Origin of the sequence: Algoriella xinjiangensis, assembly GCF_900115015.1 — a bacterium.
GTDB lineage: Bacteria > Bacteroidota > Bacteroidia > Flavobacteriales > Weeksellaceae > Empedobacter > Empedobacter xinjiangensis.
On sequence record NZ_FOUZ01000001.1, the window covers coordinates 68120 to 83042 of the forward strand.

Annotated in this window: 14 protein-coding genes; 3 read left to right on the forward strand and 11 right to left on the reverse strand. The window is 31.6% G+C overall.

Annotated elements, in window-relative coordinates:
* The first annotated feature begins 106 nt into the window (after positions 1–106).
* Both BM072_RS00300 and BM072_RS00305 read left to right on the forward strand, forming a co-directional pair.
* Positions 107–2449, forward strand: a complete 2343-nt coding sequence (locus BM072_RS00300; protein WP_092905394.1) for an ATP-dependent helicase — start codon at positions 107–109, stop codon at positions 2447–2449.
* 233 nt (positions 2450–2682) lie between these two features.
* A complete protein-coding gene (locus tag BM072_RS00305; protein ID WP_092905396.1) occupies positions 2683–4152 on the forward strand; it encodes an alanine/glycine:cation symporter family protein in 1470 nt (489 codons plus the stop codon).
* Between the two features lie 47 nt (positions 4153–4199).
* Here BM072_RS00305 and BM072_RS00310 read toward each other — a convergent pair whose 3' ends face one another.
* The 5 genes from BM072_RS00310 to map form a co-directional block, all read right to left on the reverse strand.
* Complete coding sequence (locus tag BM072_RS00310; protein WP_092905398.1) at positions 4200–4715, reverse strand: YceI family protein; 516 nt, start codon at positions 4713–4715, stop codon at positions 4200–4202.
* A gap of 34 nt (positions 4716–4749) precedes the next feature.
* Positions 4750–5568 (reverse strand): 4,5-DOPA-extradiol-dioxygenase, encoded by an 819-nt coding sequence (gene ygiD, locus BM072_RS00315; protein WP_092905400.1) that lies wholly within the window; start codon positions 5566–5568, stop codon positions 4750–4752.
* Positions 5569–5595: 27 nt separating this feature from the next.
* Positions 5596–6168 carry a YceI family protein gene (locus tag BM072_RS00320; RefSeq protein ID WP_092905402.1) on the reverse strand — a complete coding sequence of 191 codons (573 nt, stop codon included), beginning with the start codon at positions 6166–6168 and terminating at the stop codon, positions 5596–5598.
* 208 nt (positions 6169–6376) lie between these two features.
* Positions 6377–6679, reverse strand: a complete 303-nt coding sequence (locus tag BM072_RS00325) for a hypothetical protein (RefSeq protein WP_092905404.1) — start codon at positions 6677–6679, stop codon at positions 6377–6379.
* Between the two features lie 6 nt (positions 6680–6685).
* A complete protein-coding gene (gene map / locus BM072_RS00330) occupies positions 6686–7447 on the reverse strand; it encodes a type I methionyl aminopeptidase (protein WP_092905406.1) in 762 nt (253 codons plus the stop codon).
* 106 nt (positions 7448–7553) lie between these two features.
* Here map and BM072_RS00335 point away from each other — a divergent pair, with 106 nt between their 5' ends.
* Positions 7554–8210 (forward strand): DUF2971 domain-containing protein, encoded by a 657-nt coding sequence (locus BM072_RS00335; protein ID WP_092905413.1) that lies wholly within the window; start codon positions 7554–7556, stop codon positions 8208–8210.
* A 47-nt stretch (positions 8211–8257) separates the two neighbouring features.
* Here BM072_RS00335 and BM072_RS00340 read toward each other — a convergent pair whose 3' ends face one another.
* From BM072_RS00340 to BM072_RS00365, 6 genes are all read right to left on the reverse strand, one after another.
* Positions 8258–8554 (reverse strand): Dabb family protein, encoded by a 297-nt coding sequence (locus tag BM072_RS00340; RefSeq protein ID WP_092905416.1) that lies wholly within the window; start codon positions 8552–8554, stop codon positions 8258–8260.
* A 12-nt stretch (positions 8555–8566) separates the two neighbouring features.
* On the reverse strand, positions 8567–9874 hold the full coding sequence (locus BM072_RS00345; RefSeq protein WP_092905419.1) for a DEAD/DEAH box helicase: 1308 nt from the start codon (positions 9872–9874) through the stop codon (positions 8567–8569).
* A 36-nt stretch (positions 9875–9910) separates the two neighbouring features.
* Positions 9911–10435 carry an STM3941 family protein gene (locus BM072_RS00350; protein ID WP_092905423.1) on the reverse strand — a complete coding sequence of 175 codons (525 nt, stop codon included), beginning with the start codon at positions 10433–10435 and terminating at the stop codon, positions 9911–9913.
* A gap of 97 nt (positions 10436–10532) precedes the next feature.
* The gene (locus tag BM072_RS00355) at positions 10533–12296 is read right to left on the reverse strand and encodes an AMP-dependent synthetase/ligase (RefSeq protein WP_092905426.1); all 1764 of its coding nucleotides are present in this window, start codon (positions 12294–12296) and stop codon (positions 10533–10535) included.
* A 141-nt stretch (positions 12297–12437) separates the two neighbouring features.
* Complete coding sequence (locus BM072_RS00360; protein ID WP_092905428.1) at positions 12438–14204, reverse strand: AMP-dependent synthetase/ligase; 1767 nt, start codon at positions 14202–14204, stop codon at positions 12438–12440.
* Between the two features lie 199 nt (positions 14205–14403).
* On the reverse strand, positions 14404–14901 hold the full coding sequence (locus tag BM072_RS00365) for a hypothetical protein (RefSeq protein ID WP_092905430.1): 498 nt from the start codon (positions 14899–14901) through the stop codon (positions 14404–14406).
* Positions 14902–14923 lie beyond the last annotated feature (22 nt).

Sequence of the window (14923 nt, forward strand, 5' to 3'; positions counted from 1 at the left end):
TCTATCATTTGATAACATAATTTTATAATCAATAAAAAATCATCATTTAAAATTTTTAAGTCAAATATATTTTATCCTTTACCTACAAAGTTTAACTTTGCACGTGATGGAAGAAAATTATTTGGAAAAACTGAACGAACCGCAGCGATTGGCTGTAGAAGCTACCGAAGGACCAGTTATGGTAATTGCGGGTGCGGGTTCTGGAAAAACGAGAGTTTTAACATATCGAATTGCTCATTTATTGCATAAAGGCGTTGATGCGTTTAATATATTATCCCTAACATTTACCAACAAAGCTGCGCGCGAAATGAAAGAGCGTATTGGAAATGTTGTGGGTGATGCAAATGCAAAATCGCTTTGGATGGGTACCTTCCACTCTGTTTTTGCACGTATTCTTCGTGTAGAAGCTCCATTATTGGGTTATCCATCAGATTTTACAATTTATGATCAGCAAGATGCGGTTTCGGTGATGACAAAAATTATCAACGAAATGCATTTGGATAAAGATATTTATAAGCCAAAACAAGTATTGGGAAGAATTTCTCAATTCAAAAATAACTTAATTACCGTTCGTGCTTATCACAATAATCAAGCATTAATTGAAGCAGATAACGAAGCTATGAAACCTCGCATGGGCGATATTTACAGAGCTTATGTAGATCGTTGTTTCAAATCTGGTGCAATGGATTTTGATGATTTATTATTACGAACAAACGAGATTTTAACTCGATTTCCTGAAGTTTTAGCAAAATACCAAGAACGTTTTAAATATATTATGGTTGATGAGTACCAAGATACCAACCATTCGCAATATTTAATTGTAAAAGCATTGGCTTCTCGTTACGAAAACCTTTGTGTGGTTGGTGATGATGCGCAATCTATTTATGCGTTTCGTGGCGCAAATATTCGCAACATTTTATCATTTAAACAAGATTATCCTGACGCAAAATTATATCCGCTAGAGCAAAATTATCGCTCGACACAAATGATTGTTGAAGCGGCAAATCATATTATCAAACATAATCAAGATCAGTTAGAAAAAAATGTTTGGACAGCAAATGAAGATGGTGAAAAAATAGCCGTTTACCGCGGACTTTCTGATGCTGATGAAGCGCGTTATATTGCTACTCAAATTTGGGAAAGACAAATAAGCGAACATCTACAACCAAAAGATTTTGCTATTTTGTATCGTACAAATGCGCAATCTCGTGCCTTAGAAGAAGCGTTGCGTAAAAGAGGAATTAGTTACCGCGTTTTTGGTGGAACTTCTTTCTATCAGCGTAAAGAAATCAAGGATATGGTTGGTTATATGCGCCTTTTGATTAATCAAAATGATGAAGAAGCCTTATTGCGTACAGTAAATTATCCGGCTCGTGGAATTGGACAAACTACGATTACAAAGTTATTAGTTGCGGCAGATCAATACAATATTTCATTATTTAATTTGATAGAAAATATTGCCATGTATGCACCAAATATTGGTATTAATGCAGGTACATCTAATAAATTGAATGATTTTGCTTTGATGATTAAACGTTTCCAAGTGATGCTAAAAACACATAATGTGTACGAAGTAACGATGGAAATGGCGAAAACTACGCAATTATTGAATGCATTGAAAGAAGATTCTACACCAGAAGGTGTTTCTCGACTAGAAAATGTACAAGAGTTATTAAACTCGATTCAAGGTTATGTTGAAGAGCAGCAACAATTGGATGAAGGAGATTCGTCATTAGGTGGATTTTTAGAAAATATTGCTTTAGCAACCGATGCCGACAACGAAGATGAAGACGACAACAAAGTAAATTTGATGACGGTGCATTTAGCAAAAGGACTAGAATTTCCGGTTGTTTTTATTGCTGGATTAGAGGAAAACCTTTTCCCTTCTATGATGAGCGTTAATACGCGTGCTGAATTAGAAGAAGAACGTCGTTTATTTTATGTTGCCTTAACACGTGCCGAAAAAGTTGCTTATTTTACCTATTCAGTTTCTCGTTTTAGATGGGGAAAAATTATTGATTGCGAACCTTCTCGTTTTTTAGAAGAAGTTGATGATCGTTTTTTAGATTGGAAGAATTTAAATATTAACGTTCGCGCAAGTAACAATAGTGGTTTATCTGCTGATTTATTTGGTGACGAACCATCTCCACAACAGTATCAACAAAGAGAAAAAGCGGTTGCAAGACAAAATCCGAATCAGAGAAAAGTAATCGAAAGTCAACCAAAAGCAAACTTTAAACCAGTAAATAAAACGAGTGCTTCTGCAAATGGAAACTCAAATGCGCAAGGTTTACAAGTTGGTCAAGTTGTCGTACATGATCGTTTTGGACGAGGCGTTGTAAAAGATTTACAAGGTGAACCAAGCGATATGAAAGCGATTATTTACTTTGATAATGCCGGAGAAAAGAAATTATTACTGAATTTCGCAAAATTAAAAATCGTACAATAAATCTATCAAAATAGGAAAGACTACATAATGTAGTCTTTTTTTATTTAATTATATTTCAATATTTTAAATACATTAACTTAAACTAATAATTTAAATAAAACTAAATACCTTTAACTCAAGACAAATGAAGTTAAATCAATTATTTAATTAAATTCTTAAAGAACTTAGTCCTTTTTTTAGATTTTTTTATCATTTTAGCAACAAATTAAACACAAAACAAATATTTTACTCAGATGGACGAAATCGTTAACGTCATTAGCAGCTACGTTTGGTCGTACGCACTTATAGGGCTTTGCGGTATTACAGGAATTTATTTCTCGATACGAACAGGCTTTCTTCAAATTACCTATCTCAAAGATATGGTCCGACTACTTTTTAGTGGTAAAAAATCAGACAAAGGAATTACACCATTTCAGGCTTTTTCATTAGCCATTTCTGGGCGTGTTGGTACAGGAAACATCGTAGGTGTTGCAACTGCAATTGCAATGGGCGGACCTGGAGCTATTTTCTGGATGTGGGCAATCGCTTTTCTTGGTAGCGCTTCTGCTTTTATAGAATCTACTTTAGGACAAGTTTACAAACAAGAAATTGATGGTGAGTACCGTGGTGGACCATCTTATTATATAGAAAAAGGATTGGGAATAAAATGGTACGCTGTTTTATTTGCAGTTATCACAATTATTAGTTGTGGATTATTATTACCAGGAATACAATCAAACAGTATTTCTTCTGCGTTGAATAATGCATTCCAAATTCCGACTTTTAACTTCATCGGATTTGAAATTAATTTAGTTGGAATCGCAATTATTGCATTATTAGGTTTAATTATTTTCGGAGGTGTAAAACGTCTTGGTCAAGCATCCGAGTTTATTGTTCCATTTATGGCTGGTGCCTACATTTTGATGGCAATTATTATTATCGGAATGAATATTCACCAAGTTCCATCAGTTATAAAATTAATTTTTGCATCAGCATTCAACCAAGAATCGCTTTATAGTGGAGTTTTTGGTGCTGCAATTGCGTGGGGTGTAAAACGTGGAATCTACTCAAACGAAGCTGGACAAGGTACAGCGCCACATGCAGCAGCTGCAGCAGAAGTAAATCATCCTGCACAACAAGGTTTAGTACAAGCTTTTTCAGTTTATATTGATACTTTATTTGTGTGTACAGCGACAGCATTTATGATTTTATTTACAGGAAAATATAACGTAAATCATCCAACACAAGCAGGTAAATTTATTACCGAAAATTTACCTGGAACAGATTATACAGGCTTTACACAAGCTGCAGTTTCGCATCATTTCCCAGCTTTTGGAGATAGTTTTGTTGCAATTGCATTATTCTTTTTTGCTTTTACTACGATTATGGCTTATTACTATTATGCGGAAACAAATATTATGTACATTTTTAGAGATGGAAACAAAAAATTATATGTTTGGTTATTGCGTATTGGTTTTTTATTAGCAACTTATTATGGTACAATAAAAACCGCAGAAACAGCTTGGGCAATTGGTGATATTGGTGTAGGATTAATGGCTTGGGTTAACGTAATTGCTATTTTACTATTGAGCAATACGGGACTAAAAGTTTGGAAAGATTACAAACAAAAACGTCAAAAAGGAATTGAAAATCCTGATTTTAATCCATCAGAAATTGGAATTAAAAATGCAGATTTCTGGGATAAAAGAAATCAATCAAAATAAAAAAAGGCAACTCATTGAGTTGCCTTTTTTGTTATAATTTAAATGAATTAAGCTTTTGTAAACTCTAAATTCACTAATAATTTTACTTTATCAGAAACTACTAATCCTCCAGCTTCTGTAACTTGACTCCATCCTAATCCGAAATCTTTGCGGTTAATGTCTCCAGAAAACTCAAAACCTGCACGAGAATATCCATAAGGATCTTTTATTACTCCTCCAAAATCAGCATCTAAAGTAATTGGTCTTTTTTCTCCACGAATTTCTAATGTTCCATCAATTTTTCCATTTTCGATACCAGAAGTACTTTCAAATTTCATTTCAGGAAATTTTTCTGCAGCAAAAAAATCATCTGATTTTAAGTGATTATCACGATCAGCATTTTTTGTATTTACTGTATTTACATGAGCAGCAAATTCGAATTTTGCATCAGAAAAATCGTCGCTATTTGATTCTGCTGTAGCTTCAAAATTATCAAAACTTCCTGTTACAGTAGAAATTACCATGTGTTTTACTTTAAATTGAACCTCTGAATGAGAAGGATCTAAATTCCATTTTGCCATAATGTTTGTTTTTTAATAGTTATTTAAATTGATTTTTTTATCCTATTTTGAATGATAACATTCCTAATGAACCATAAATTAATTGGTCATTAAACAAGGTTACTTCTTCGTCTTTTTCTTGTAATGCCAGCGAATAAATCGATGGTAAATAATGCTCTAACGAAGGAACAGCCATATTGAAAGCTGGTCCTTTCTCGAAAAAATTAAACAATTGTTGATGATCATTTGACCTTACAATGTCTTTAAACGTTTCATTGGCTTCTATTGCCCAATCAAATCCTCCCGTCGGATTGTGCCAATCCATGGCTCTTAGATTATGAACAACATTACCACTCCCAACAATTAACACACCTTTTCTTCGCAAAGCATTTAACTCTTTTGCCAATTCGTAATGCTGTTTTGGTGTTTTATACACGTCCAAACTCAATTCTATCATCGGAACATCTGCTTCGGGATACAAAAATTTAATTACACTCCACGATCCGTGGTCAAAACCCCACATTTTGTCTAATTCGACATCAGAAGTTTTAATCAAATTTTTAATCTCATCTGCCAATTCTGGACTTCCAGGAGCTGGATATTGAACATCGAATAAAGCTTGAGGAAAACCATAAAAATCATGAATAGTTTTGGGCTGTTGTAAAGCCGTAACCTTCGTTCCTTTTGTTTCCCAGTGCGCCGAAATACAAATAATTGCATTTGGTTTAGGAATAGATTTTCCTATGTTTCGCCAACCTTCTACAAAAATATTTTCTTCAATCGCGTTCATTGGTGAACCATGTCCTAAAAATAAAACGGGCATTTTTTCGGTTGAAGTAAAACTTGAAGTTATTGATTTTAACTGATTAAAATCCATGATTTTTATGGTTTATATTTTTAAAAATTATTTTTTAACTGGTGTAGCAAATTCTAAGTTAGAAGTTAATGTAACTTCGTCACCAACAACTGCTTCTGGAATTGCTGTACCAACACTAAAATCACTTCTTTTTAAGTTTCCTTTTACTGTGAATCCGTAAGTTTTAACACCATTGTTATTAATACTTCCGTTGTAAATTAAGTTTAAAGCAACTGGTTTTGTAACTCCGTTTAAAGTTAAATCTCCTGTCATTTTAAATTGATTTCCTTTAACACGAGTAATTCCTTTTGAAGAAAATTCTAATTTAGAGTTTTTAGCAGCGTTGAAAAAATCTGGCGATTTTAAGTGCGTATCACGTGCGTCAATTCCTGTATTAATAGAATTGATGTCTGCAACTACATGAAATTTTGCGTCGCTTAAATCCTCTTTAGTGAAGTTTAAATGAACATCAAAATTTTTGAATTCACCTTCAACATCAGAAATTGTCATGTGAGATACATTGAATCCTAATTTTGAGTGTGCTTTATCGTTTGTATAATTTTGAGCGAATGCAGTTAAAGATGCTGCAGTTAACATTAATGTTACGAATAATTTTTTCATATTACTTTGACTTTATATTTATTATTTTTTGTTGATACAAATTTAGTTCACACACAAAATCTCTACATTGACATAAGATAAGAAATGAAATATTTTTTGTTACAATTAAAAATAGCTACCATTTAGTATCAATTAATATTCCAAAAAATGCATTTTAAAGCATTGTATAATAAAAAAATGCACCTCAATTGAGATGCATTTTATCGTTTTACTTAACAGCATTAAAATACCAATAAGTTACTATTTTTTTATTGTCGTTCTCTCTTCTTTCTGGAGAAGCTTGCGGCAATAACGCCAATTCTTCCGAACGATCAAGATCATTTAAAATCTGACGCAACGGATAACCTTTTTTACGATCATGAGGAAAATATCCTTTTTCGATCAAGAAAGGCATCATATCTTTCGTTTTAACGCGCTCCAGATTATTTTCTACTAAATAAGCTTGTATATCTTCGCTCATTTTTTTAACCACTTCGCGGTCAATTTGTTCGTATGTATTTGTTTTCTTCATATATAATTACCAATTGCCATTCATAAGCGTCAAAATCATTGGACCTTCGGATGTTACTAAAACAGTATGTTCGTGCTGTGCAAAAACACCTGGATTATTACCAATCATTGTCCAACCGTCTTCTTGCTGAATAGCTTCGTTTGAGTTTTCTGAAATAAATGTTTCCAAAGCTACGACAGAATTTTTACGAAAACGACGTTTATCATAAACATCTCTATAATTTAATAAATCTAAAGGCTCTTCGTGCAACGATCTACCAACACCGTGTCCCGTTAAATTCTCGATTACTTTATAATGATGTTTTTTAGCTTCTTTTTCGATAATACCACCAATATCTGCAATTTTAACGCCCGATTTTACGGCAGAAATTGCTTTTTGCAATGCAGAAATAGATGCATCTACAATTTTTTGATAACCATTAATATCATCTCCAATTACAATAGAACCACCATTATCTGCCCAAAAACCTCCTAATTCTCCAGAAACATCAATATTTATAACATCTCCTTCTTTCAAAATTTTTGTGTCAGATGGAATTCCGTGACATATTTCTTCGTTTACACTTAAGCATGTATAACCTGGGAATTTATATGATTCGTATGGTGCAGATTTACACCCAAACTTACTCATAATTGTCGCACCAAAATTATCTAATTCTTTGGTAGACATTCCTGGTTTTGCAAAATCTTTCATCTCTTTAAGAGTTACGGCTACAGCTTCGCTGACTTTTTTCATTCCGATTAACTCTTCTTCTGTCTCTATAATCATTGCTTACTACTTTTGGATTTCGTTTTCAGAAATCTTTTGCAAAATTACGAGTATTTTTAAATATAATTTTGGTATTTTGGTATAAATAATTTTTTAAATAATACAAATGTATCCTCAATTATTATTAAGATTCAGTAAAGAAGAATATCTAAAAAATTCATTAAACAATGGAATATTTAGGCTATCACCATTTAGCTATTATAGAGAATTAGAAGAACAAGATATTATTAAATATAAAGAATATAATAAACTAAATATAGAACCTCCAAAAGATTTAAAATTTGTAAAAGGTAAATTAAGTTCAATAAAAATAGACAACAAAATTCAGGATATAAATTTAGAAGTAACACTTAAAGAGTTTCATAAGGATGATAAAATACTTTGTTTTTACAATGGTTTAAATCATGCTGATAAAAATTTAGAAGAAAAAAATATTAAAACTTATTCTTTTACTTACAATGAAGAAATGAATTCATTTCCTTCTCGATTTTGTCTAGTTATTTATAATACAGATGAATTTCATAATAGAATTTTAAATACAAAAAAAGTTAAAAGTTTTGATTATGTAAAGTATATTGAAAATTTCGAGCCAAATTTAGACTATAGCCCTTTTATTAAGCATAAGATTTACTCTTTTCAAAATGAATTCAGATATATTTTTGACGATGACATTAATGAAATTAAAATAGGTTCTATAGCGGACATTGCTAAAGTTGTAAACATTGAAGAATTGAATAATATTGAAATATCTCTTAAAATATAAAAAATCCGTCAAAATTGACGGATTCTATATTTTTTTATGAATTTTGATTAATCAGCATCATAAATCACAACTTTAGTTGCGTGTTTATTTGGCCCATTAAGAAACGCAATGTGTTGCGGATGTTTTTGATATGCTTCAAAACTTTGCATATCCTCAAAAGCAACAAATAACGAAAACGAATATGTTCCGTCAACAACATCTCTTTCTATTGCAGCTGGCGTACCAACATGAAAAAATGGAACTGGAACCATTTGCTCTAAATCTTCTAAAGCTGTTTTAAATTCGTTGTATTCAGTTTCAGAAATATCATCTTTCAACCAAAATAATACGTGATGCGCTATCATATTTTATTTATTTTAGTATGCAATTTGCATTTTTACTTTCTTATTCTTCAATTTCAAGCCGTTTAAAGTTTTCAAAACATCTGGAACTTTTTGGCGATTAATCGCAACATAGGATGTATTATCTTTTACTTCGATAATTCCGATGTCTTGTTTCTCTAAATTTCCTTTTTTGAACAAGAATCCAACAATATCAACTTTGTTAATTTTATCTTTTTTTCCTGCCGAAATATAAATTGTTTGAAATGGTGTACGTACCGGTATTTTATATGTTCCACCTAAATTTTCGATTGGTAAACCTGCTTGCACAAACGGAAAATTTTCATCATTACTAATGATTAAATAAACAGAACCTTTCGCATTCATACGCGCTGTACGCCCATTTCTGTGAATAAAAGCAGCTTCTTTTGGAGGTAATTGATAATGAATAATCGAATCAACTTCGGGAATATCTAATCCACGCGCAGCTAAATCTGTCGTAATTAAAACACGAACCGAATCATTACGGAATTTTAATAAAGCACGTTCGCGCTCATCTTGTTCCATTCCACCATGAAAACTTTCACGTGCAATTCCTTTTTCATTTAATAAGTTACTAATACGGTCTACTGCATCGCGGTGATTACAGAAAATTAACATACGTTTATTTCCTATTTTACAAATCAAATTAAACAATGTATCCAATTTATCTTCAGAAATTGTGTTCACCAATTTCATGTGTAAATCTGGTTTTACTTCTTTATTTTTTAAGTAACTTACCGTTTTATCATTCTCTAAACCAACAAATTCTGGTATATCTTGCATCTCTGTTGCAGACGTCAAAATACGGTGATTAACATTAATCAATTGGTTGATAATAAAACTCATATCTTCCTGAAAACCTAATTCTAAAGCTTTATCAAATTCGTCTAAAACTAAGGCTTTAGCTATTGCTGGATCAAAATTTTCGTTACGTAAATGGTATGCAATTCTTCCTGGTGTTCCAATTAAAACAGCAGGTGCTTCTACCAATGTATTTTGCTCAATTTTTGTATTGTGACCACCATAACAACACGTTACCTTAAAATCAACTTTCATCGATTTGAAAACTGACTCAATTTGTAAGGCTAATTCGCGTGCTGGCACCAAAATTAAACACTGTACTCCTTTTACATCTGGTTTTAAATCACGTAATATTGGGATTAGAAAAGCTAGCGTTTTTCCTGAACCTGTAGGTGATAATAAAACAATATCTTGTTGATTGTCGGAAGCTTTGAATGCAGATTTTTGCATCGCATTCATTTCTTTAATTCCTATATTTTTGTAAAGTAATTCTAAATCCATTTTGCAAAATTAGCTGAATTTAATGAATAAATACGCTTAGTTTTGAAGAGATGATTTATAGTTTGTCATAAATTCATCAAAAATATACATAATTTCGAAGTGATTTTTATCTAACGTATTGGCATCAAAGGAAACGACAGCGCCATACATTTGATTCCAGAATTTCATGCGAGCTTGTAAAATTTTTTGATTTTCTGCCTCAATATATTTTTCGCTTTCTATAACTTTAATATTGATAACACGTTGACGAGGCAATTTTAATTCCTCTATTTCAGCAATATTTCCCCAAACAATGTAATTTAATTTTTCGGATGGATGAAATACAATTCCTTTTTCATCAATCAAAACGATTAATTGTTTTTTACGCAATTTTTTGATCGAAAAAAGAACTAAAATCAAACTCGGCACAAACATAACAACGCTAATTAGCTTTGCTGTTGTTGGCGAATTTACTTGGTTGACATTAAAAAATAAATAAATAGAACAAAACAAGAAAATTAGACTTCCAATTAAAAGTCCCCAATTGCTTCGTTGTTTTGCATAAATTTCGACTGAATTCAATATTATAATTTTTGCAAAATTAATACTTTACAAGTTAAGAAAAGGTTATTAAAACAATAGAGCTTTCGATAAAAGCTCTTTTGTTTTCTTTGAAATTCTATCCAAAAATTTCGTTGTATTTTTCGTTGTATTTTTCTAGAATAATTTTACGTTTAAACTTTAGTGTTGGTGTTAATTCTCCACCTTCTACCGTCATTTCATTCGGAATAATTGCAATTTTCTTAATTTGTTCCCAATGTCCAAAATTATCATTTAGTTTTGTTATTTCAGCTTCAAGCTTTTTCATCACAACATTACTTAATTGAAATTCATCATGCGATAAATTTTCAATTTCTGGTGCGTTATCTTTCGCCCATTTTTTCAGGTTTGAATAACTTGGAACAACAAATGCCGCAGGAAATTTTTCTCCTTCTCCAACAACCATCAATTGCTCTATAAATGGAGATTCTACCATTTTCATTTCAATTTGTTGTGGAACGATATATTTTCCGCCAGATGTTTTAAACATTTCCTTTTTACGATCTACAATCTTCAGGAATTTATCATCTACCCATTCGCCAATATCACCCGTATACAACCAACCGTCTTTTATTTCTTCGGCTGTTTTTTCTGGTAAATTATGATAACCCATCATCACGGTATCGCCTTTTATCAAAACTTCTCCATCTTCGGCTAATTTTACTTCAATGCCTTTTAATGGTGGTCCAACAGTTCCTATTTTTACACCTCTTTTGTAGCAATTAACTGCGACAACTGGCGAAGCTTCTGTTAAACCATATCCTTCATAAATAGGAATTTCGGCGGCTAAAAAAACACGAACTATACGTTGTTGTATTGCTGCACTTCCCGTTACAATTGCTTTTAATTCACCACCTAAACCATCATACCATTTGCGTAAAACTAACTTTCTGGCAATTACTAATTTTATATCATACGAAAGCGATCGTTGATTTTCTTCTAAAATAAATTGATCTCCAACTTCTACAGCCCAATTAAAAATTTTATGTTTAATACCCGTTAATTGATTTCCAGTTGCCATAATTTTCTCGTAAACTTTTTCGATAACACGAGGAACAGCGGTAATCATATGTGGTTTTATCTCTTTTAAGTTATCACCAATTTTTTCCATTGATTCAGCAAAATAAATCGAGATTCCCATGTATACATACAAATACTGAATTGTACGTTCGTAAGCATGACAAGCAGGTAAAAACGTCAAAGCGCGATCGTAAGCATCTAAAGGCGTTGAATATTCGCAAGCGATAACATCTGCAATAATATTTTTGTGAGAAAGCATTACTCCTTTCGGATTTCCCGTTGTACCAGAGGTATAAATAAGAAATGCTAAATCTTCGTATTTAACTTGAGCAGAACGATTTTCTACTTCTATTATATCAATTTCTTGTCCTTTTTTTATTACTTCATTCCAACTAATTGTATTTTCAAATTCGTCGATAGAATACAATTGTTCTAATGATGGTAATTTTGTTTTAAGTAAATCAAGACGAGTATATAAATCTAAATTGCTTGTAAAACATACTTTTATAGACGAATCTTTAAAAATATATTCATAATCGTTGTCCGAAATATTAGGATAAATAGCTACTACAACCGCTCCAACTTGTTGTATTGCATAATCTATCATATTCCATTCGACACGATTTTCTGAGATTAAACCGACTTTTTCTCCTGGTTGAATACCAATTGCAATTAAACCTTTTGAAATTTCGTTCACACGATCTAAAAATGTTTGGGTATTCATTGATTTCCATTCACCATTTTGCTTTGACACAAACATTGGTAAATTTGGAAACTTTTCCAGTTGACGTTTTGGTAAATCAAAAATTCTGGTTGCTTCCATAGCGCACTTTCTTGTTTTGTAATTTTGAAAAGAATTCGTCGAAAATAACTTAAAAAGCTGAATTTATTACAATTTATTTTAGATGACAGAAAAAATTTAATTAAATAAAAAAGGTTACTCATTTTGAGCAACCTTTGGTAATTATTTATAGATTTCGTTAATTTCGTTTTCGTATTTAGCAAGAATAATTTTACGTTTCATTTTTAAAGTTGGCGTTAATTCGCCCGTTTCTATTGTAAATTCATTCGGAATGATGGCAAATTTTTTGATTTTTTCCCAATTTCCAAAATTTACATTTAATCGATTTACTTCTTCTTCGATGATTGTTTTAATTTTAGCATTCGCTAAAAACTCTGATTTTGAAATTTGAATTAATGATGAATCATTTGTTTTTGCCCAATCCATCAGATTTTGATAAGCTGGAACAATTAAAGCTGAAGGAAATTTACGTCCTTCGCCAACTACCATAATTTGTTCTATAAAAGTTGATTCGGATAATTTGGCTTCAATTTGTTGTGGCACAACATATTTACCACCAGATGTTTTGAACATTTCCTTTTTTCGATCAATAATCTTCAAAAACTTTTCGTCAACCCATTCTCCGATATCGCCCGTATACAACCAACCATCTTTCAGAACTTCCGCAGTTGCTTCTGGATTTTTGTAATAACCCAACATTATATTTTTTCCTTTGGCTAAAATTTCTCCATCTTCGGCTAACTTTATGTCAATATTAATCAATGGAATACCTACAGTTCCTATCTTCATGCCTCGTTTTATACAATTTACGGAAAGACACGGACCAGCCTCGGTTAAACCATAACCTTCGTAAATAGGAATACCGGCAGCTAAATACAAACGCAAAAGTTTTGTTTGCAAAGTCGCGCTACCAGAGGCAACACCTTTTATATGACCCCCTAAAGCATCTTTCCATTTAGAAAAGATTAATTTTCGAGCAATTTTTAATTGAAATTTATACCAAGCAGAAAATTTAGTTTCATCTGTATCATATTGTTCGCCCAAAGCAATTGCCCAAAAGAATAATTTTCTTTTAACTCCAGTCAATTGTTCGCCCGTTGCCATAATTTTATCATACACTTTTTCTAAAACACGTGGAACAGCAGAAAAAATATGTGGTTGAACTTCTTTCATATCCGCACCAATTGTTTCCATTGATTGTGCATAATAAATTGGCAAACCCATTTTGATATAAACGTACTGAAAAACACGTTCGTAAGCATGACAAGCAGGTAAGAAAGACAATGCTTTGTCGTAGGCTTTTACTGGAAAAGAATATTCTGAACTGTCTACATCTGCCAATAAATTTTCGTGCGTTAGCATTACTCCTTTCGGATTTCCAGTGGTTCCTGATGTATAAATAATAGTTGCTAAATCGGTTGTTTTAACTTGATTCATCGCAAGTTCTAATGTTTCATCAGAAATATCAATTCCTTTCGAAATCAACTCAACCCAATTTGGCGTATTTAGATAACTATTAAATGTATAAACTTGTTCAACAATATTAATTTTGTCTTTTATGCCTAATAAACGCTGATACAACGAATCTGTACTAACAACACAAAGTTTGATTTCGGCATTGTTTAAGATAAATTCGTAATCATTATCAGATATATTTGGATAAATTGCAACTACCACAGCGCCTATTTGTTGAATTGCAAAATCCAATAAATTCCACTCTAATCTATTCTCGCTAATTAATGCAACTTTATCATTAGGTTGTACATCATGGGCAAGTAAACCTTTCGAAATATTGTTGACTCTTTTTATGAAATCTGCCGTCGAAATTCCTTTCCATTCCTTGTTTTCTTTGTAATTGAAAATAGTAATACCTGGTGTATTTTTTTCTTGAAAACGAGGTAAATCGAATATTCTTTGTGGTGTTGTCATACTCTATTATTAAGACAACAAATTTCGACTATTTATCGAGTTTTTAAAAGATTTCTGAATTTCTTTCTCAAAAAAATAAAATTTTAATTGAGTATAAATTGATTAGAAAATGTACTAAATGAAAAGAATCGAACCTTAATATAAATAAGATTCGATTCTTTTTGAATGTAGTGTTAGTTAAATAGTTTATTTTTAAAGTTTAGTTGTATTTATAACAACTACCCGTTTTTTTGGCAGATTTACCTACTGTTTTATCTGAAAGTAATAAAATAAATGGACATCTTACTTCTGCTGCTTGTTGTTTTAAAACTTTTTCTGCACGCTCATCTTTTCCATTTCCTGATCTAAAGTTTACCATTCCGGTTTTAGATTTTAAATCATCACCTTTCTTAAGACCAGCAACTAATTGTTTATCTTCTAGAATAACAACTTTATTCCAATCTTTATCATCAGTAATTTCAATTTTGTTTGATACATCCTCAATACGTGTACTTTTTCCGTAAAAAACTTTGTTTACAGAATATTTACTCAAACTCTGAATTGCATCCTCTCCATCATACGTATATTCTACCGTAAACTCACCTACTCTTTTTATTTGGCCTTCTATTATTTCACCCGAATGTTTATAGATTTTATCAACTTGACCAAATGCTACAGAAGCTAAAACTCCTAATCCTAAAATAAAAATGTTTCTCATGTTTTAATAAATTACTGTTTAA

Excerpts from the sequence above, each read along its gene's own strand:
- BM072_RS00300 (WP_092905394.1), top strand. The coding sequence starts at position 107 with ATGGAAGAAAATTATTTGGAAAAACTGAACGAACCGCAGCGATTGGCT.
- BM072_RS00305 (WP_092905396.1), top strand. The coding sequence starts at position 2,683 with ATGGACGAAATCGTTAACGTCATTAGCAGCTACGTTTGGTCGTACGCA.
- ygiD (WP_092905400.1), bottom strand. The coding sequence starts at position 5,568 with ATGGATTTTAATCAGTTAAAATCAATAACTTCAAGTTTTACTTCAACC.
- BM072_RS00320 (WP_092905402.1), bottom strand. The coding sequence starts at position 6,168 with ATGAAAAAATTATTCGTAACATTAATGTTAACTGCAGCATCTTTAACT.
- BM072_RS00325 (WP_092905404.1), bottom strand. The coding sequence starts at position 6,679 with ATGAAGAAAACAAATACATACGAACAAATTGACCGCGAAGTGGTTAAA.
- map (WP_092905406.1), bottom strand. The coding sequence starts at position 7,447 with ATGATTATAGAGACAGAAGAAGAGTTAATCGGAATGAAAAAAGTCAGC.
- BM072_RS00335 (WP_092905413.1), top strand. The coding sequence starts at position 7,554 with ATGTATCCTCAATTATTATTAAGATTCAGTAAAGAAGAATATCTAAAA.
- BM072_RS00340 (WP_092905416.1), bottom strand. The coding sequence starts at position 8,554 with ATGATAGCGCATCACGTATTATTTTGGTTGAAAGATGATATTTCTGAA.
- BM072_RS00345 (WP_092905419.1), bottom strand. The coding sequence starts at position 9,874 with ATGGATTTAGAATTACTTTACAAAAATATAGGAATTAAAGAAATGAAT.
- BM072_RS00355 (WP_092905426.1), bottom strand. The coding sequence starts at position 12,296 with ATGGAAGCAACCAGAATTTTTGATTTACCAAAACGTCAACTGGAAAAG.
- BM072_RS00360 (WP_092905428.1), bottom strand. The coding sequence starts at position 14,204 with ATGACAACACCACAAAGAATATTCGATTTACCTCGTTTTCAAGAAAAA.
- BM072_RS00365 (WP_092905430.1), bottom strand. The coding sequence starts at position 14,901 with ATGAGAAACATTTTTATTTTAGGATTAGGAGTTTTAGCTTCTGTAGCA.